Here is an 18,316-nt window from a genome sequence, read left to right as displayed (position 1 = left end):
AATCCTCGAGGAACGGAGAAAAGTGACGGCGGTGAGCACAGACCTGTCCGCGCTGGTAGACCTGCTGCGGGGCCTGCGCTTCGCCGTACTCACCGGTGCCGGTATCTCCACCGACTCCGGCATCCCGGACTATCGCGGCCCGCACTCACCGCAGCGCACCCCGATGACCTACGACCAGTTCGTCTCCGACGAAGCGTTCCGGCGCCACTACTGGGCCCGCAACCACGTCGGCTGGCAGCACATGCGTGCCACCCGGGCGAACGCCGGTCATGAAGCGCTCGCCCAGCTGGAGGACCGCGGCCTGGTCACTGGGGTGATCACCCAGAACGTGGACCTGCTGCACCAGGCCGCCGGCTCCACCCGCGTGATCGACCTGCACGGCCACTACAACGAGGTGATCTGCCTGAGCTGCGGCCTGGTCCTCTCCCGCACCGAGCTGGACCGGATGCTGACCGCCCTCAACCCCGATTTCACCGAAGCGGTCGCCGATGTGGAGATCGCCCCGGACGCGGACGCGGTGATCGCCTCGACCGAGGGCTTCCGGGTGCAGCCGTGCCCGCGGTGCGGCGGAATCCTCAAGCCGAACATTGTCTACTTCGGGGAGAACGTGCCCAAAGAACGCGTCGCCGCCGCATTCGAGCTGGTGGACCAGAGCGAGGCGCTGCTGGTGGCCGGATCGAGCCTGACGGTCATGTCCGGGCTGCGGTTCGTCCGCCGCGCCCACCGGGACCGGCGGCCGGTGGCCATCGTCAACCACGGCCCCACGCGCGGTGACGAGCTCGCCGACGTCCGGCTGGACGCCGGCACCTCTCCCACCCTCCGCGCTCTTGCGGAGGCCCTGCCCGACCTGCGCTGACAGCGTCAGCCCACCGGCCGGGGCGGCTCCTCCCGTGCGCCGCCGCGCCGCGCCGCGAAGAAATCGGTGAGCAGCCGGGTCGACTCGTCCGCGCGGACCCCACCGGTCACCTGGACCTGGTGGTTCAGCCGGGAGTCACGCACCACATCCCGGGTAGATCCGCATGCACCGGCCTTCTCGTCCCAGGCACCGAGCACCAGCCGGTCGGTCCGGGCCAGCACGATCGCGCCGGCGCACATCGTGCACGGCTCCAGGGTGACCACCAGCGTGCACCCGGCCATCCGCCAGTCACCCTGCGCCACCCCCGCTGCTCGCAACGCGAGGATCTCCGCATGAGCCGTGGGATCGCCGTCGACCTGGCGGCGGTTCCCGGCCGCGGCCAGCACTTCACCGCTCGAGCCGAGCAGGACCGCACCCACCGGCACGTCACCGCGCTCCCCCGCCGCACGCGCCTGCGCGAGCGCCAGACCCATCGCGTCCTCGTCCGTGCTCATCCCTCTAGTCTGCCCGGCCGCCCCTTGTGCCGCCACGAGCACTGGCCGTGGCACAGCTCCTCTTCTACGTTGTCAGCATGAGCGCCGCCGCGAACGAGGACTCCGACCCGGTCGGTGCCGTGCACAGCCGGTGCGGGCCAGGGCTGACCGATGGCCGGTGAGAGCGTCCCGCAGTCGCGGCCGCTGAAGTACGGCGAGCCGGCCGGACGCTGGGTGCTCGCCTCAACAGTGCTCGGATCCTCGGTCGCGTTCCTCGATGCGACCGTAGTCAATATCGCGCTGCCGGCGATCGACCAGCAGCTGTCCGCTGGAGTCGCCGGACTGACCTGGACCGTGAACGCCTACAACCTGACGCTGGCTGCCTTCGTCCTGATCGGCGGATCGCTCGGAGATCGTTACGGGCGACGCCGGGTCTTCATGGTCGGCGTGGCCTGGTTCGGACTGACCTCGCTCGCCTGCGCGCTCGCGACGAATATCGGGATGCTGGTCACCTTCCGCGCCCTCCAAGGCATCGGGGCGGCGCTACTCACCCCGGTGGCGCTCGCCATCTTGCAAGCCGCGTTCCGTGCCGAGGACCGCGCCCGGGCGATCGGAGCGTGGTCGGGACTGGCGGGCATCACCGGGGCGGTCGGGCCCCTGCTCGGCGGCTGGCTCATCGAGCTGGCGTCCTGGCGATGGATCTTCCTCATCAACGTGCCCGTCGTCCTGGTGGTTCTGGTCATCGCCCACCGACACGTGCCCGAGTCCCGCCACGTGGCAGCCCGCGGCAGGCTCGACCTCGGTGGCGCAAGTCTGGCCGCGCTCACGCTCGGGCTGCTGACCTACGCCCTGACGGTCTCCTCGGAGCAGGATGGCCACTGGCTGACGGTCGCCGCCGGAGGAGGACTGGGGGTGCTGGCCCTCGCCGGGTTCTTGTATCGAGAGCGGACGGCCGCCGATCCGCTGCTGCCGCTCGACATCTTCCGCGCTCCTCGATTCGGAGCCACGAACGCTGCCACCTTCCTGGTGTATGCCGCGCTGGGCACAGTGTTCTTCTGGCTGGTGCTTGCTCTGCAGGTGGTGTCCGGATGGACGCCGTTGGCAGCGGGTCTGGCGCTGCTGCCGGTGACGGTCCTCATGCTGTTCTTCTCTCCCGCGGCCGGCCTGGCCAGCAACCGGTGGGGCCCCCGGATCCCGATGACCCTCGGGCCGCTCGTGGCCGCCGCCGGTGTGGCCCTGCTCAGCCGGGTGGGGCCCCACCCCGCCATCGTGACTGACGTTCTTCTCCCGGTGACCCTTCTCGGCGCTGGCCTGACCCTGACCGTCACCCCGTTGACCGCCACGGTCCTCGGCGCAGTGGACGAGGCCCGTGCCGGCCTGGCCAGCGGTGTCAACAACGCGGTAGCGCGGACCGGCGGCCTGGTGCTCGTCGCAGCCATGCCCGCACTCACCGGCCTCGGCGGCGAAGGCTTCAGTGACGCCGAGGCCCTGGGCCCGGCGTTCACGACAGCGATGGCGATCTGCGCGGGCGTGCTCGTGGTGGCCGGAGTCGGCGCAGGGCTGATGATCCGGGGCCCGGCCGAACTGCCGAGCCCCGGGCCGACGTGTCCGCGCCGTCACTGCGCAGTGGACGCGACACCGCTCGGCGTGAGCGAAGCCCGCAAGACCGAGCTACCGTAGGTGGCACACGCACCCGGGTGAAGGAGCACGGCACGTGAACACTCCTTGCGAACACGTCGGGCTCGCCCGCGAGGTGACGCCCTCAGCGAACGGGTGCGAGGACTGCCTGCGCAGCGGCGGTTCGTGGGTACACCTGCGCATCTGTATGAGTTGCGGGCACGTCGGGTGTTGCGACAGTTCCCCGGGCCAGCACGCCACCGGGCACTGGCACAGCAATCAAGATCATCCGCTGGTCCGTTCCTTCGAGCCGGGTGAGAACTGGTGGTGGTGCTACCCGGACTCCCTGGTCTTCCGGGTGGCCGGAGCAGCACCGGCACCGTCGTACGCGCCGGGAGACTGACCGCACTACCCGGCTGAGCCGGCACCCTCTGCCGGTACCACTCTTGCCGGCCACCGAACCCGCCGACCGACGGCACCCACTGTGGGCGGCCACCGCCGGCACCCTCTCATCGCATCGTGCCTTCTACACTGTGCCCATGCGCTTGCACGTCGCCGACCACCCGCTCATCGCCCACAAGCTCACCGTGCTCCGCGATGTGAGCACTCCGTCACCGATCTTCCGCCAGCTCACCGAGGAGCTCGTCACCCTGCTCGCCTACGAGGCCACTCGGGATATTCGCACCGAAGAGGTGGAGATCGACACCCCGATAGCACGCACCACCGGCGTCGCGCTGGCGGAGCCGCGACCGATCGTGGTGCCGATCCTGCGTGCCGGCCTGGGGATGCTCGAGGGGATGACCCGGCTGCTGCCCACTGCCGAGGTCGGCTTCCTCGGCCTGCAGCGCAACGAGGAGACGCTGCAGGCGTTCACCTACGCCAACCGGCTCCCGGACAACCTCGCCGGACGGCAGTGCTACGTGCTCGACCCGATGTTGGCCACCGGCGGCACCCTGGTCGCGGCGATCGAGTACTTGTTCGAACGCGGCGCGAAGGACGTGACCATGGTGTGCCTGCTGGCCGCGCCGGAGGGTGTGCGCACGGTGCGGGAGGCTGTGGGCGACCGGCCCGATGTGCAGATCGTCACCGCGGCTGTGGACGAGCGGTTGAACGAGAAGGGCTACATCATCCCGGGTCTGGGCGACGCCGGCGACCGGCTCTACGGCGTGGTGGACTGAGCCACCGCTACACGCGTGTCTGAGTACCGATTGGACATCTGAGGGCCGAATATTCGGTCCTCCGATGTCCGGGAGGTACTCAGACACCTGTCTGGAGGGCTGCGGATCTGGCGGCGTCGGCTACCTGAGTGCGGCGAAGGCCTGCGTCAGGTCCGCGCGAAGATCCACCGGGTCCTCCAGCCCCACCGAGAGCCGCACCGTGGAGTCGGTGATCCCCACCGCCAACCGGTCCTCGCGGGCAATCTTGGAGTGCGTGGTGGTCGCTGGATGAGTAGCCAGTGACTTCAGGTCACCGAGATTGTTCGAGACGTCCACCAGCCGCAACGAGTCCAGGAACGCGAAGGTGCGCTCCTTGACCACCAAGGGATCGCCGTCGAGATCCAGATCCAGCGTGACCACGGTGCCCCCGCCACTCATCTGCTCCCGGGCGAGCGCAGCCTGCGGGTGGGAGTCCAGGAACGGGTAGCGCACCCCGCGCACCAGCGGCTGCTCCTCCAGCCACCGGGCCAGATCCAGCGCCGCGGCGGACTGGGCGCGCACCCGTAGCGACAGCGTCTCCAGGCCCTTGAGCAGCACCCAAGCATTGAACGGGCTGAGCGTGGGGCCGGTCGCCCGGACAATCTGCTTGACCGGTCCCTCGACGTAGTCCCGGGTGCCGAGGATCGCGCCGCCGAGCACCCGGCCCTGGCCGTCGATGTGCTTGGTAGCGGAGTAGACCACCACATCCACGCCGAGCTCCAGGGGCTTCTGCAGCACCGGGGTGGCGAACACGTTGTCGAGGATGACGACGGCGCCCGCCCGGTGGGCCAGCTCGCTCACCTTGGCCACGTCCACCACGTCCTGCATCGGGTTGGACGGGGTCTCGAACAGCACCACGTCCGCCGGGGTCGCGAGCGCGGCCTCCCAGTCGGCGAGCACGTGCGCGCGGACGTAGTCGGTCTGCACGCCCCACTTGCCGAGGATCTGGTTCAGCACGGTGAACGTGGCGCCGAACAGGGCGTTCCCGGCCACGATCCGGCTGCCGGACTTCACCAGTGCGGCCAGCGAAGTGAACACTGCGGACATCCCGGTGGCGGTGGCGTAGCAGGCCTCAGCGCCCTCGATCAGCCGCATCCGCTCCTCGAACGCGGACACGGTCGGATTGCCGTAGCGGGAGTAGATGAACCGGTCCGCCTCACCGGCGAACGCCGCCTCGGCATCGGCGGCATGCTCGTACACGTAGCCCTGGGTGAGGAAGATCGGCTCAGCGGTCTCCCCGAACTCGGTGCGCTGCTGGCCCCCGCGGATGGCGAGGGTGTCCGGGCCGAGCCCCTCGGGCAGCCGGGAGATCGGCCGCGGGTCGCTCATGACTGCTTCCAGGGCAGGCCCTCGGCGCGCCAGCCGGCGTCCCCGCGGTGCCCGTCGGTGTTGGTGGCGCCCTCGAACCCGTCGAGCACGTTGTAGGCCGGTCCCAGCCCAGCGGCGGTAGCGGCCTCGGCGGCGGCGATCGAGCGGGCCCCGGACCGGCACAGGAACAGCACCGGCTCCTCACCGGTGATGCCCGCCTCGGCGAGCTGGTCGAGGAACTGCGGGTTGCGAGCGCCGTCCGGGAAGGTGTTCCACTCGGCGAACACCGCCGGGCGGCCGATCTCGGCAGTGTCTGGCACGCCGACGAAGGACCACTCGGCCTGGGTGCGCACATCCACCAGAACGGCGTGGGGGTTCTGCTGCAGCAGCTCCCAGGCCTGGGTGGGGGTCAGGTCTCCGGTGTAGGTCATCGGTCGTCTCCGTTCTGGGGGCTGGTGGTGGTGGGGGCCGCCGCGGGGTTGGTGGTGGCGTGCGGGGCTGGTGGTGCGTCGGCGGCGCCCGCCTGGGTGGCCCGGCCTGGCCAGAGCACGGCTTGGGCCGCGACCACCCGCTCGCCGTCAAAAGTCAGGGACGGCGACCCGTAGAGCTGGTAGCCCTCGGCCAGGGCGTCACTCACCCGAGCGCAGAAAGTGGCGTCGTCGGGGCCGGTCAGCAGCCGGTAGCGATGCCCGGGCGGGGCAGTGGACGGGCCAGCGTCACTCATCTCTCCTCCATCGGTTCTGGCGGTAGCACCTTCGCCGGGCGAGGTTGCTGCAGCGTCAACGAGCCAGATCTCTCAGCTGCTCTGGATGGGTCGAAACCATCGTAAGGGGTGCCGCCAGGTGCTGAAGACCCGTTCTGCCTTGCGAGACGGCGACCGGGAGATCAGGGCACCGGCCGAGGCGGGCCCGGCAGTCGGGCCCCGGGAATGGGCCCTGCGGCCGGGCCACCTCAGGTGTCGATCAGGCCGTCCCGCAGCGCCAATGCGACCGCCTCGGTGCGCGAGTGCGCGCCGAGCTTGGCCATCGCCCGGCTCAGGTGCACGCTGACCGTCTTCTCGCTGATGAACAGCTCGGCGCCGACGCCCCGGTTGGTCAGCCCGCGGGCCACCAGCTCCAGCACCGACCGTTCCCGCGGGGTCAGCACGTCTGCCGAGACCATCCGCACCCCGGCTACCGGGCGGCGGTACCGCCGCGCCACCGATTCCAGTGCACCGGTCAACGGCTGGGCGCCGAGCTGACGAGCGGTGGTCAGCGCTTCGGTCAGCGCGGCATCGCCCGGCTCGGTGCGGCCGTGGGCGAGCAGGGCCTCGGCGAGGCGGTACTGGCCGATGGCGCGCTGGTACACATCGCCGTAGCCGAAGGCGTCGACGACGGCGGTCCAGGCCGCCACGTCCTGCTCACCGCGCGCTCGGGTCTCCTCGGCGTGGGCGCGGCTCAGCCAGGCACGCGCTTCCGGGCCCCAGTCCTGGGCGCGGGTGGTGCTGTGCTCGCGGGCGTCGGCCACCTGCGCGGCGAACCTGTCCGCTGCGGCCCGGGCCTCCTGCTCCGCCTCGGTCTGCCCCACCTGGCGGGCGCGGGCCGCTGTATCGGCAGCAAGGGAGATGCCGAGTGCGCCGATCCGCAGCAGGGACATCGGCACGCTGTCCTCGCTGGCCCGAACCTCGGCGATCATCCGCTCCAGCTGGTCGGTGGTCTCCCGGCCGCGGTGCTGCCACGTCCCCACTTCGGCGATCGCATAGGCCAGCACCTTGGCGGGTTCGCCGTCGTGGCGGCGCAGCACGTCCGAACGCAGCCGCATCTCGACCTGTTCCCACTGCCCGCGACTGGCCGCGAGCATCGCCGCGGACGCGTGCAGCACGATCGAGAGCCAGTCCGGGGCCTGCTCCCCCGGCGGTGAGGCGAGCTCGGCCACCTCGTCCCAGGAACCCTGGGCGTACAGCACCTGGACGGCCATCCAGGCCAGCTCCCGGCCGTAGGTCGCCCAGACCAGCCCCTCCTCCCGGGCTCGCTGCAGGCCCCGGCGGACATGCTCCGCCGCAACTGAGACGCGCCCGGCCTCGAACTCCCCGATCGTCAGGTTGAAGTAGGCCCGCAACTCCACCTCGAAGGCACCGGTCTCCTGCGCACGCGCACGTGCGCAGTCGAGCACCTCGATCGCGCCTTCGTGGTCCCCGGAGCGCAATCGGTGGAAGGACAGCGAGATCAACGCGTCCGCCTCGGCACCGGCCTCCCCCACGGCGCGGGCGTCGGCGATTGCCTCCTCGGCCACATCGGCGCGGTTCCCCAGGACCTCTTCCAACGCCCGGGTCGCCAGCACCCAGGCTCGCTCTGCACTCGGTGGGGTATCCCGGATCAGCTCCCACGCCTGGGCGATCCAGGGCAGTCCGCCGTCCAGGTCGTCATCGGCATAGTGGACTTTGGCCAGCCGCCGGCGCACGGCTGCCTGGACCACCGGGTCCGTTCCGGCGTCGGCCAGCTCCAGCGCCGAGGACAGGAACGCTCGCGCTCGTTCAGTTCGCCCAGCAGCGACGGCGGCGTCCGCTGCGCGGATCATCAAGGCAAGCTCACCGGTGCCGGTCAGCTCCGCGGCGTCCGGTACCGCCTCCCAGAGTGCGAGCGCGCCTTCCAGGTGGTGCAGCACGTCCGCTGTAGCACCGACCTGCTGCGCATCGGCAGCGGCACCGATCCGCGCCAGCAGGGCAGTGGGCAGATCGTTCGCCTCGGTGGCATGGTGTGCCTGCGCCCCGCGCCATCCGGAGTTCTGGGCCCGGCCGAGGAGGTCCACGAACGCTGCATGCACCCGGCGTCGCTCCCCCGGCAGCAGGTCGGCATAGACCGCCTCGCGCAGCAACGAGTGCCGGAACTCATAGGTCTCGTCCGGGGCCACCACGAGCACGTAGTGGTGCACGCACTCTCGGAGCGCAGGTTCCAGGGTGTCCTCGTCCAGGCCGGTGACCGCGAGCATGGTGGAGTGCCGTACCCGGCTCTGCCCGGCCACCGACGCCACCCGGACCACCCGCTGGGCGTCCGCACCGAGACGTTCGATCCGGCCGAGCAGCACATCGGCGAGCGGTCCGGCCATCGCAGAACCACCGCCGTCGGCAAACAGCTCTTCGGCGAAGAACGCATTCCCCTCCGAACGCTCGGCGATCTCGGCGACCAGCGACTCCGCTACCGCCTCCCCTTCGAGTCGCGCCAGTGCCCCGATGAAGTCGCGGGCGTCCTGCGGCTCGAACGGTTCCAGGGTGAGCCGTTCCACCCTGCGCATCCGGCCGAGCTCGGTGACCAGGGGGCGCAGCGGGTGTCGGCGGTGCAGTTCGTCGGAGCGATAGGTGAGCACCACGGTCAGCGCTTCGTCGGACATCCGCGCGAGCAGGAAGGTGAGCAGGTCCCGAGTCGAGGCATCGGCCCAGTGCAGGTCTTCGACCACCAGCAGCACCGGGCGCTTCTCAGCGAGCGCGGTGAGCAGGGCCAGGAACGCATCGAAGAGCTGGAGCTGGTTGGTGTCCCGCTCGCTCCCGGAACGCGAGACCAGGTTGGTCAGCACCGGGGCCTCGGCCAGCAGAGCGGGGTCCACATCCCGCACCTGTTCGAGCACCTCGACCACGGGCAGGTAGGGCGGCGCCGCTTCACCGAGGCCGACGCAGTGCCCGGTGAGCACGAGCCCGCCGTCGGCTTCGGCGAGCGCCGAGAACTCGCACACCAGGCGGGTCTTGCCGACCCCCGCTTCACCGGGGAGCAGCACGGCCGCTGCCGAGCCGGTGCGGCACCGCTGCCAGAGCTCCCGCAGGCGCGCGAGCTCCTCGGTGCGCGCCACCAACGCGATCTGCGAGCCGACCTGTGCCACAGGGCGCATCTTGTCATGAGGCACGGACGCGGCCCCACGGGTTTGAGGTAACACTTCGATCACCTCGCGGACTCCTCCCGGCTCATCAGGCGAGATTGCTCGTCGATCTGGCCAGGGTGGGCAACCGGATCGACGAGCAATGTCGGTGGGTGGTCAGGCGCTGCGCGCGAAGTGGCTGCGAGCCGGACGATTGCTGCCCGCGGGTGTGGCGCTGGTCAGCATCGAGCGGAGGCTGCGCCGGTTCCGGCGCGCCTTGCGACCGGCGTCGAGGCCGGCCACGAGCTGCTCGCGCCGGTATTCCAGGTCGGCCCGGTAGTTGGTGTAGCCGTCAGCGTAGGTGTCCATGGCGTGCTCCTCGGTGGTAGTGCCTCCACACTTCCGCTGAGGAACACGCTCCCGGCATCAGCCGATCACGCCGGATCACGACGGCGGGCCTTACCTTCTCCCGCTCCCTCCCCTGTTCGGGGGTAAGGGGTGTGAGCACGCACACCACGTCACGGGTAAGGCGTGCGCCGCGTCACCTCGCTGCGCACCTCTCGCTGTGCACATCTGGCTGTGGACATGCGGAAGGGCCGCCGCCAGGTGTCCCCGGCGGCGGCCCTTCAGTCGAACACTATGGATCAGATGCTGGAGAGGGTCAGCTCGGTCAGCGCCGTGGCGCCCTCCACCGTGCCGTCCGGGGACATCACCATCACCTGGAACACGCCGCCGTCGACCTGGGAGAAGACCACCGCGGCCTCCTGCGACATCACCTCAGCGGTGAAACCGCGTGCATCCGCAGCACCGGGTAGGTCCAGTTCCTCCGGGTCGCTCATGTTGTCGTACGTGGACCCCACGCTCTCGATCATCACGTCGAGCTCGGTCTCCACCGGGATCCACTGCACCAGCACGCTGGTCGGGTCGCCGCCCGTGCCCACGAACGTGCAGTTCATGCCGCCCATGAGCTCGTCGGACTGGCCGTCCTCCACCTCAAAGCCGACAGCGTCGGACACGCCGGCAGCATCGACCACGGTGCAGGGGTCGAAGTCGTCACCGGGGGCGACCGCACCGGATGCGGCCGCATCGGAACCGCCGTCGTCCTCAGCGGGCTCTTCCTCGGCGGCCGAGTCGTCCTCCACCGGCTCCTCGTCGGCGGCCGCGTCATCTTCAGCGGGCTCTTCCTCGGCGGCCGAGTCGTCCTCCGCCGGCTCCTCGCCGTTCGCGTCGGCCTCGGCGGACTGCTCGTCGCGGTTACCGTCGCCGGCATCGTCCGAGCCACCGCAGCCGGCCACGAACATCAGCAGCGCGACACCGCTGGCAGCAACCGCGGAACGCACGCCACGCACTGTCGAAGTCTTCACCTGTTTGTCTCCCTAGTCTCCCTGCGCGCACCAGGCATTGATCGGCCGGATATTCGGAACCCGGCCGCCTGTACGGCCCACTCGTACAGTAACCACCCTGCGCCGGTGGCCGCGATGGGGTGATCTGCCCATCACGGCCACCGGCCAGGCTGCGGACGTGCGCGCGGAGCCCGGCCCCTGCCGGTGAATGCTCGGCCGGGCGAGAGGAAGCCCTCGAACCCTCGAAGACGGCGTCACCCCGCCCTCGGGGACCGCACCGTCAGGCCTTCGAGATGGCGAGCTCCGCGAGTTCGACCGCCGTCGCGATGTCGCTCTCGTCGAGCGCGCCGTCCTCGGCCACCAGGCTGGTGTTCAGCACCGCGCCACCGACAGCGGCCATGATGGTGACCTGCATCACGTTGCCACCGCTGCTGATCTCCACCGTGGCCTGCGAGGCGCCCTCGACGTCGATCTCCTCACCTCCGGCGACGAACTGGCTGACCCGGTTCTCGTCCTGCTCCGCCTGCACGTCTTCCGGCATCTCGTCGGGGTAGTCCATCGGCATCACCCAGTAGAGCACTGCCGAGGGGACGTCCGGAGTGTCCGCGTGATAGGCGCAGATCACCATGCCTTCGCCGCCGGCACCCTCGGGCGCTGGCGCGTCCTGGCCGGGTACTTCCTCGCGGTCGCCGACCTCGTTGCCGAGCACCCCGCCCACCTCGTCCGCGCTGAGGTCGGTGCAGGGGTCGCCGGAGATCCGTTCGGCCGACGCGTCCTCAGCCGGCTCCTCGCCGTCGCTGCCTGCTTCGTCCTCGCCGCCCGCGTCCTCCCCGGCGTCGGCGCCTTCCTCCTCAGCCGAACCGTCATCGGGTGCATCCTCGGCGGCGTCGGTCGGCTCTTCGCCGGCGGCCTCGGTCTCCTGCTCAGCGGGCGCTTCCGGCGGTGCCGCCTGGTCGGCGCCGTCATCACACCCTGCCACCAGCAGTAGTGCGGCAGCAGCGACTGCCGTCGCCCTGCGGGCACCAGTCATCAATGTGCTCGTCACGGAGCTCTCCTTCCCTCTGGCGGTGCCCCACATCCCCCCATTTCGGGATCGAAGAGCTACCGCGGCCCCACGAGCAGCGTAGAACTGCACCCGGGTTGAGCAAAATGGGCAGGAGGACCCATCGCCGGCCGTCGTCGCACCCGCAGGTGAACCTGCACGCCAAGGCTGACCACATCGTGGACCGGGTCCGGTTGGTACGTGGCACCGCCGCCGGGCTGTGGCATGCTTGTTCTCAAGGTCATGAGCGCCAGCGCGAAGCCCCGGCTCGCTGGCCGGCAACCCTCCAACCGCGGTGGGGTGCCCCGGGTGACGACCTGGCCGGCGCCGAGGTGGCGTGCGGCAAGCGCGGGCCTCTGGTCCGTCGGACCACAGGAGGATCATCATGGCTCTTCTCCCGCTTCTCGGTGAGCACACCGAGGTTCCGCTCACCCACCCGCTCGACGGCGCCACGTCCGTGCCGTACGCCAATCTCGACTACGCCGCGTCGGCCCCCGCCCTGGCCGCTGTCGGGGACGCGGTGGATCGCGCCCTTCCCCTCTATGCGAGCGTGCACCGTGGTGCCGGATACCTGTCCCAGGTGTCCACAGCGCTGTACGAGCAGGCCCGCGCCGCAGTGGGCGCATTCGTCGGCGCCCGCGCCGACGACGTCGTGGTGATCACCCGCAACACCACCGACTCCCTCAACCTGCTCGCTGGCTGCGTCCCGGACGGTGCCCGCGTACTGGTGCTGGACATCGAGCACCACGCGAACCTGCTCCCCTGGCAGCGCCATGGTGCGGACGTCATCACCGCCCGGGCCACGGTCACCGAGACCCTGAACGCCGTGGCCAGCACGTTGGCCACCCACAACTACCGGTTGCTGGCCATCACCGGTGCCTCCAACGTGACCGGTGAGGCACTGCCGGTGGCGGAGGTGGTCCAGGTTGCGCACGCTGCCGGCACCCGAGTGGTGGTCGACGCCGCCCAGCTCGCCCCGCACCGGCCGTTCTCCCTCACCGAGACCGGTGCCGACTACGTGGCACTGTCCGGGCACAAGCTCTACGCGCCCTACGGCGCCGGTGCCCTGGTCGGCCGGCGGGACTGGCTGGATGAGGGCACGCCCTACCTCGCCGGTGGCGGTGCCGTCACCGAGGTGCAGGTACGCCACACCACGTGGGAGCCGGCCCCGCAGCGGCACGAAGCGGGGAGCCCGAACGTCATCGGCGCGCTCGCGCTCGGGGTCGCCTGCACTCAGCTGGGGCAGGTCAGCGAGCAGCTCGCCGCACATGACCGTGGGCTCCGGGATCGCTTGGTGACCGGCCTCGAGGCGATCGACGGCGCCGACGTGCTGCACCTGTGGCCCGATGCCACCGAGCCGGTAGCCGTAGTCTCCTTCACTCTGCCCGGTCACGATGCCGGGCTGGTCGCGGCCTACCTGTCCGCCGAGCACGGCATCGGGGTGCGGGACGGCCGGTTCTGCGCCCATCCACTGCTCACGGGGCGCGGCCTGAGTGCGGGGTTGCGGGCCAGTATCGGGTTGGGTACCACTGCCGAACACATTGACCGGCTGCTCCGCGCACTCCAGGCCTACCTGTCCGCCGGACCGCGTGGGCAGTACGAGGTGGTGGCCGGCCGCTGGCAGCCTGCCGACGATCAGCGCGAGCTCCCCGAGGCGATCGCGCTGCTGCAGGACCTGCACGCGGATGTGGGTGCACCGTCGGTGCTGGCGACCGCTGCCGCCGGCGGCGCGTGCACTCCGGTCGACGAACCTGCCACTCCCCCGGCCGAGGAACCTGCCGCCGCCGACTCCGCACTGACCCACTGACGCAACTGGCCCACTGAGGCAACTGAGGCACTGCCCCACTGACCCACTGAGGCAACTGAGGCAACTGAGGCAACTGACCCACTGCCCCACTGACGTACTGCCCCGGTGACCCCCGCCTCCCGTCACCGCGCCCCTGCACCCGCGCGGAATCCACTTCCAACCGGATTCCGAGGGAGACCACACCCTGGCGGACGTGTGGCGGAGTCAGGGTGGCGGCTAGGGTGCGGGTCATGACCGAGGATGTACTCGGGCCGGGTTGGGTGGCCCGAACCCTGCCGTTGGCTCCCGACGGCGTCGGCCGCACCCATGCCCGGACCACCGCCGGCGCCCCGGGCCCGGTCGCGACCCTCGTGCACCGCACCGAGACCGGCACACGCAGGCGTGCAGTGCTGTACCTGCACGGGTTCACCGACTATTTCTTCCAGGCCGACCATGCGCAGGCCTGGACGGCCCACGGTTACGACTTCTACGCCGTCGACCTGCGTGACTACGGCCGCTCCATCCGGCCAGGGCGCACCCCCGGCTGGATCACCGACCTCACTACCTACGACGAGGACGTCACAGCGGCGCTGACCGCCGTCCGGGAACACGGCTACGACCAGGTGGTGCTGCTCGGCCACTCCACCGGCGGCCTGATCGCGGCCCTGTACACCGACCGGTTCCCGGACGCCGTCGATGCGCTGGTGCTGAACAGCCCGTGGCTGGACCTGAACTCGAGCTGGCTGGACCGGGTGGTCCTGACCCGGGTCCTGGACGCGGTGGCAATGTGGGTGCCGCGCCTGAAGGTGAGCACCCTGGGCGAGGCATACGGGCGACACCTGCACGTCTCGACCGGTGGGGACTGGGACTACGACCTGGCCTGGAAGCCGATGGTCGATGTCCCGGTGTACGCCGCATGGCTGCGCGCGATTCGCCGTGGGCATGCTCGAGTGGGGCGCGGGCTCGACCTGAGGGTGCCGGTGCTGGTGTGCACCTCCGGTCGGTCCGGGCACCGGTCCCGGCCGAGCGCGGTGGACCTGGCCGGCGCGGACTGTGTGCTGAACGTGGCGCACATGCACGCGCGCGGGCCGCGGTTGGGTCCGGACGTGCGCATGGCCACGATCGACGGCGGTCGGCACGATCTCGCTCTCTCCGCACCTCCCGCTCGACGCGCCTACGAAGAGGCGGTGTTCAGTTGGCTCAGCCGCCGTCTGCCCGCCCGCTGACCCACGCGGGTGCTCGACGTCACTATCCTTGGGCGGCATGAGCACTCTCGGCGCGGGGCAGCGAGTTCCCGCGCGCCCGCAACCGCTGAGCGCGGTGACCCTCTGGGCGGAGTCACGGGCGGTGGTGGGTTCTGTGCTCCGGCTGCTGCGGATGCAGTGGCTGGCGCTGCTGGTGATCGCGATCGCCGGGGTGGCGGCCCATGCGTACCTGAGCGAGCTCGCGATCATCCTCGGCCGGTTCGGTGCGGTACCGGGGCTGCTCGGGCTCGCCCTGGTGCCGTTCTCCACTCTGCTCACCCTGATCGGGATGCTGCTGGTGCTGCGCCGCAGAGTGCAATCGCGCACGGTCGGCAGGGACCTGATCGCCGCCCTCGGCGGAGTGCTGCTGCCGTTCCTGGTGGTGTACCAGAGCGGCCGTGGTGGTGGGCTCACCGAGGACATGCGCTCCTACATGCTGGCCGGATTCTGGGACGACGTGGACCGGCTCGGGATCGAGAATCTGACCGGTACGCCGCGGATCCCGGAGGCGACGTCGCTGGTGGTTCTCTCGATCGTGGCCGTAGCGCTGGTGCTGCGGGTGATCGCCGAGCGACTCGCGGAGCGGGACTCGCTCTGGCGGGACCAGGAAGATCCGCGCCGGATGGCGCTGCAGGTAGTGGCCGGCTACTGCGAGCTGGTCTGGATCGTGCTCGGCGCGTTCGTGGTGACCTACCTGGTGAGCGGACTCGCCGGCTGGTGGCGGACCAGAGCGGTGGTGCACGGGGTGGACACCTGGTGGCAGGGCGTGTCCGTGCAGCTGCCCGCGCTGGCGGAGGGTGTCGGCGCGTTCGTCTCCGGTGTCGATGCGGTGATCGGCGCGGTCGGCACGATGCTGGTGGTGCCGCTGGCCTGGCTGCTGGTGGGCGTGCTGATCTACGGCATCCGGGCCCGGGACGTCGTCACTCTGGATGGACTTCCCGGTGCCCAGCGGCCGCTGATGACGCGGGTGGCGGCCACGGTGCAGGATCCGCGGGTGCTCCGCTCCTGGCTGCGGATCACCGAGCCGAAGGGTCGGTTCGGGATGCTGGTGGGGGCGATCGGGATGATCTCCCGGGCCGGGTGGGCGCTGATCAGCGTGTACTGCCTGCTCTATGTGCTCATCACCCTGGTGCCCTATCTCGTATGGGGGGTGGCGCGAGCCCTGCTGCCCGGTCTGGACATGACCGGCTGGCGCGCCTGGGAGGTGACCATCAGCTCCGCCGCCGAGGTACTCACCCTGGTGCTCAGTGCCGCTCTGCTCGCTGCCGCCTCGGACCGGCTGTTGCACCGCTTCGGCGCCCCGACCGGGCTGCGCCTGGTGCAGCGCCGGCGCCGGAAGAAGCGGCCCGCGGCGCAAGCGGACGCGCAGGCTTCTGTTGCTGCGCACACCCCTGCTGCCGCGCACGGCCCTGGTGCCGCGCCGGTCGAGGCTCGTCCGGCACCGCAGGCCGAGGCTAGCCCGGCACCCGGACCCGAGGCCAGCCCGGCACCGCAGGCCGAGGCTAGCCCGGCACCCGGACCCGAGGTCAGCCCTCCACCGGAAGACGGAAATACTGCGGATTCAGCTCGTACGACCCCTCCACCCGAACCGCCGCCGGCACCGCGTCCGCCGGGGTGAGCACCATCATCCGCTGCACCTCCGGCAGCGGATCGTCATCGGCCTCGGGCTCGTCCACGGTGAGGTAGCTCTCGTAGCCGTCGACACTCCACGGCACGTTCGAGCCCGCAGCGAACCGCCGGCCGTCGGTGTCCTCCAGGTACACCGTGGTGGTGGTGATCTCCTGCTGGTTGGTCTGCACGGCGAGGCTGACCTCCCAGAGCTGGAACCCCTCCGGGATCGGCCACGGACCGTCCCAGGTCTCCACGGCGTCCAGGGCAGTCACCTCGGCGGCGGTGATGGTGATCCCTCGCAGCTCCTCGCCCGCGCCGACCGGTTCGTGCGGTTGGCCGGACCACCAGTTCTCCCGCGCATCCTCCGAGGCGTGCCAGCCGAGCGCACCGGTGACCAGGATGCCGGCCAGTACGAGCGCCATCGTCCGCTTCCTGCTGCGGGGAGGGAGGTGGCTCGGTGGCGGTGGTGCGGCCACCCGGTGCTCGGCACGAGGCGGCGGGAGCGTCGCCGGGTCCACGGGCCTCGGCCCTGGCCGAGGGGACGGCTCAGGCAGGATCGGGGCCGGCTGCCGTTCGGCATCCGGCGCAGGATACGGCGACGGCGCGGCCCCCGGCGTGTGTGCCCGGTCCGGTTCGGTCATCGCTCGCCTGCCGGCACGATCTCGGACTCCGCTACCTGGATCGGATCGGTCGCTATCGCGGCGGGGTCCACGGGAAGCTCGGCGACGCCGTAGGACATCGGGTAGGTCTCGGCGTTGCTGCGTCCGTCCGGCCACACGAACAGGGTGAGTTCGCCGGAGTCGGCCGAATCCCGCGCCACTTCGAACACCACTTCGCCGCGGAACCAGGTATCCGGGCTCGCCTCCCAGGTACTCGAGATGTAGCGGGAGCTGAGGCTGTAGGTGCGTCCCTGGGAGTCGCGGATGCCCAGGTCGCTGAGGACCTCCGGATCATTGACCGTGGCATAGGACAGGTCGAGGACCACCCACATCCCCTCGGTGACCAGCACGGTCTCGTCCCCGACCAGTTCCTCGGCCAGCTGTGCCTCGTGCACATGCACCTGGAAGTTGCGCAGGGTGACGTCCTCCCCGATCGCGAAGCTCACCGCGTGGCCGGTGTGCGGGTTGTCCTCCTCGGCGAGATCGTCCACCACCACCCCGATCGCGAGCAGCACCACCAGGACAGCAGCAGTCAGCCACGCCCCACGCCGGGTCCGCCGCCGTTGCACCATCGCCACCGGTGCCTGCCGCGCTCCGCCGGCCGCCAGTTCCGCGCCGGGATCGGCCGGCACATCGGGGGCGTGCCTCTCGTGCGGGTCGGGGAAGCGCGCCGGGCCGGCCGTCACGAGTCCTCCTCCTCCACCAGGGCCGGCGGCACCTCGTCGTCGCGGGGCACGTCGACGTAGGCGGAGACCTCCTCCTCGACCCACCAGCGCATCGTGCCCTCGAAGAAGGACCGCATCTCATACAGGGCGGTCAGCCCGAACTGCACCGTGTCGCCCACCGAGTCGGGATCGCTGACCGGGAACAGCACTGCCACCTGCTGCGGGACGCCAGGTTTGAGCGTGTCCAGCAGCGAGTCGTCCGAGGTGAGCACCGCGTGCTCGTAGCCGCCGTCTGCGACCCCCTCGATAGTGAACACTTCATCGGGAACCCGCCACTCGTCGTCGACGCCCAGGTCCAGATCGACGATCACCCCGACCCAGGCCTGCGCCTCGTCCGGCAGGAAACTGGTGAGCACCCGGTCGGAGACGAAGAACGATTCGGCTCGCACCACAGCAGGCCCGAGATCGAAGGACTCCCCCGCGGCGAGCTGCGGCGGCGGAGGTAGCTCGACGGTGCGGAATCCGCCCAGAGCCGCCACCAGGGCCGGTACCAGCACCAGTACACCCAGCACGATCCGGCGCGGCCAGGTACGCACCAACCCGCGGCCGGCACTGCGCACCGCAGCCCACAGCGTGGGTGGCACATCGAGCTGGTTGGTCACTGGCCTCTCCGGGGCTGAACGTCCTCGTG

The 18,316-nt window shown here is 70.7% G+C and carries 18 protein-coding genes and 2 riboswitches; of the genes, 7 read left to right on the top strand and 11 right to left on the bottom strand.

Annotated features, from left to right (window positions below):
* Nucleotides 1-31 precede the first annotated feature (31 nt).
* Nucleotides 32-856: an NAD-dependent protein deacetylase gene (locus FU260_RS03590; RefSeq protein ID WP_235912382.1), complete on the top strand. Its 825-nt coding sequence runs from the start codon at nucleotides 32-34 to the stop codon at nucleotides 854-856.
* A 5-nt stretch (nucleotides 857-861) separates the two neighbouring features.
* Here FU260_RS03590 and tadA read toward each other — a convergent pair whose 3' ends face one another.
* Nucleotides 862-1,350, bottom strand: coding sequence for a tRNA adenosine(34) deaminase TadA (gene tadA / locus FU260_RS03585; RefSeq protein WP_147915817.1), 489 nt, complete (start codon nucleotides 1,348-1,350; stop codon nucleotides 862-864).
* Nucleotides 1,351-1,500: 150 nt separating this feature from the next.
* On the opposite strand from tadA, the gene FU260_RS03580 reads away from it, so the two are divergent.
* From FU260_RS03580 to upp, 3 genes are all read left to right on the top strand, one after another.
* A complete protein-coding gene (locus FU260_RS03580) occupies nucleotides 1,501-3,009 on the top strand; it encodes an MFS transporter (protein ID WP_147915816.1) in 1,509 nt (502 codons plus the stop codon).
* A 34-nt stretch (nucleotides 3,010-3,043) separates the two neighbouring features.
* Nucleotides 3,044-3,349: a UBP-type zinc finger domain-containing protein gene (locus FU260_RS23995; RefSeq protein WP_147915815.1), complete on the top strand. Its 306-nt coding sequence runs from the start codon at nucleotides 3,044-3,046 to the stop codon at nucleotides 3,347-3,349.
* 136 nt (nucleotides 3,350-3,485) lie between these two features.
* On the top strand, nucleotides 3,486-4,124 hold the full coding sequence (gene upp / locus FU260_RS03570; RefSeq protein WP_147915814.1) for a uracil phosphoribosyltransferase: 639 nt from the start codon (nucleotides 3,486-3,488) through the stop codon (nucleotides 4,122-4,124).
* Between the two features lie 120 nt (nucleotides 4,125-4,244).
* Here upp and FU260_RS03565 read toward each other — a convergent pair whose 3' ends face one another.
* The 7 genes from FU260_RS03565 to FU260_RS03535 form a co-directional block, all read right to left on the bottom strand.
* A complete protein-coding gene (locus FU260_RS03565) occupies nucleotides 4,245-5,471 on the bottom strand; it encodes an O-succinylhomoserine sulfhydrylase (RefSeq protein WP_147915813.1) in 1,227 nt (408 codons plus the stop codon).
* Nucleotides 5,468-5,881 (bottom strand): rhodanese-like domain-containing protein, encoded by a 414-nt coding sequence (locus FU260_RS03560; RefSeq protein ID WP_147915812.1) that lies wholly within the window; start codon nucleotides 5,879-5,881, stop codon nucleotides 5,468-5,470. The genes FU260_RS03565 and FU260_RS03560 overlap by 4 nt, the downstream gene beginning before the upstream one ends.
* On the bottom strand, nucleotides 5,878-6,174 hold the full coding sequence (locus FU260_RS03555) for a DUF1737 domain-containing protein (protein ID WP_147915811.1): 297 nt from the start codon (nucleotides 6,172-6,174) through the stop codon (nucleotides 5,878-5,880). The genes FU260_RS03560 and FU260_RS03555 overlap by 4 nt, the downstream gene beginning before the upstream one ends.
* Nucleotides 6,168-6,266, bottom strand: a riboswitch (SAM riboswitch). Its footprint overlaps the gene before it by 7 nt.
* 135 nt (nucleotides 6,267-6,401) lie before the next feature.
* On the bottom strand, nucleotides 6,402-9,299 hold the full coding sequence (locus FU260_RS03550; RefSeq protein ID WP_168211632.1) for a helix-turn-helix transcriptional regulator: 2,898 nt from the start codon (nucleotides 9,297-9,299) through the stop codon (nucleotides 6,402-6,404).
* Between the two features lie 153 nt (nucleotides 9,300-9,452).
* The gene (locus FU260_RS03545; protein WP_147915809.1) at nucleotides 9,453-9,644 is read right to left on the bottom strand and encodes a hypothetical protein; all 192 of its coding nucleotides are present in this window, start codon (nucleotides 9,642-9,644) and stop codon (nucleotides 9,453-9,455) included.
* Nucleotides 9,645-9,919: 275 nt separating this feature from the next.
* Nucleotides 9,920-10,639, bottom strand: coding sequence for a hypothetical protein (locus tag FU260_RS03540; protein ID WP_147915808.1), 720 nt, complete (start codon nucleotides 10,637-10,639; stop codon nucleotides 9,920-9,922).
* Between the two features lie 259 nt (nucleotides 10,640-10,898).
* A complete protein-coding gene (locus tag FU260_RS03535; RefSeq protein ID WP_147915807.1) occupies nucleotides 10,899-11,663 on the bottom strand; it encodes a hypothetical protein in 765 nt (254 codons plus the stop codon).
* A 236-nt stretch (nucleotides 11,664-11,899) separates the two neighbouring features.
* A riboswitch (SAM riboswitch) is annotated at nucleotides 11,900-12,015 on the top strand.
* 30 nt (nucleotides 12,016-12,045) lie between these two features.
* Between FU260_RS03535 and FU260_RS03530 the strand changes: the two genes are divergently transcribed.
* From FU260_RS03530 to FU260_RS03520, 3 genes are all read left to right on the top strand, one after another.
* Nucleotides 12,046-13,467 (top strand): aminotransferase class V-fold PLP-dependent enzyme, encoded by a 1,422-nt coding sequence (locus FU260_RS03530; RefSeq protein WP_147915806.1) that lies wholly within the window; start codon nucleotides 12,046-12,048, stop codon nucleotides 13,465-13,467.
* A 230-nt stretch (nucleotides 13,468-13,697) separates the two neighbouring features.
* Nucleotides 13,698-14,672: an alpha/beta hydrolase gene (locus tag FU260_RS03525; protein WP_147915805.1), complete on the top strand. Its 975-nt coding sequence runs from the start codon at nucleotides 13,698-13,700 to the stop codon at nucleotides 14,670-14,672.
* A gap of 37 nt (nucleotides 14,673-14,709) precedes the next feature.
* Nucleotides 14,710-16,308, top strand: a complete 1,599-nt coding sequence (locus tag FU260_RS03520; protein WP_147915804.1) for a hypothetical protein — start codon at nucleotides 14,710-14,712, stop codon at nucleotides 16,306-16,308.
* On the opposite strand, the gene FU260_RS03515 is transcribed toward FU260_RS03520, so the two are convergent.
* From FU260_RS03515 to FU260_RS03505, 3 genes are all read right to left on the bottom strand, one after another.
* Complete coding sequence (locus FU260_RS03515; protein WP_147915803.1) at nucleotides 16,217-16,723, bottom strand: hypothetical protein; 507 nt, start codon at nucleotides 16,721-16,723, stop codon at nucleotides 16,217-16,219. The genes FU260_RS03520 and FU260_RS03515 overlap by 92 nt on opposite strands.
* Before the next feature lie 215 nt (nucleotides 16,724-16,938).
* Nucleotides 16,939-17,646 (bottom strand): hypothetical protein, encoded by a 708-nt coding sequence (locus FU260_RS03510; protein ID WP_147915802.1) that lies wholly within the window; start codon nucleotides 17,644-17,646, stop codon nucleotides 16,939-16,941.
* Nucleotides 17,643-18,287, bottom strand: coding sequence for a hypothetical protein (locus FU260_RS03505; protein WP_147915801.1), 645 nt, complete (start codon nucleotides 18,285-18,287; stop codon nucleotides 17,643-17,645). The genes FU260_RS03510 and FU260_RS03505 overlap by 4 nt, the downstream gene beginning before the upstream one ends.
* Between the last annotated feature and the right edge of the window lie 29 nt (nucleotides 18,288-18,316).

Source organism: Ruania zhangjianzhongii (assembly GCF_008000995.1).
GTDB classification, from domain to species: Bacteria; Actinomycetota; Actinomycetes; order Actinomycetales; family Beutenbergiaceae; genus Ruania; species Ruania zhangjianzhongii.
Note: the sequence above shows the minus strand (reverse complement) of the source record. Positions and strands in the feature narration are given on the sequence as shown.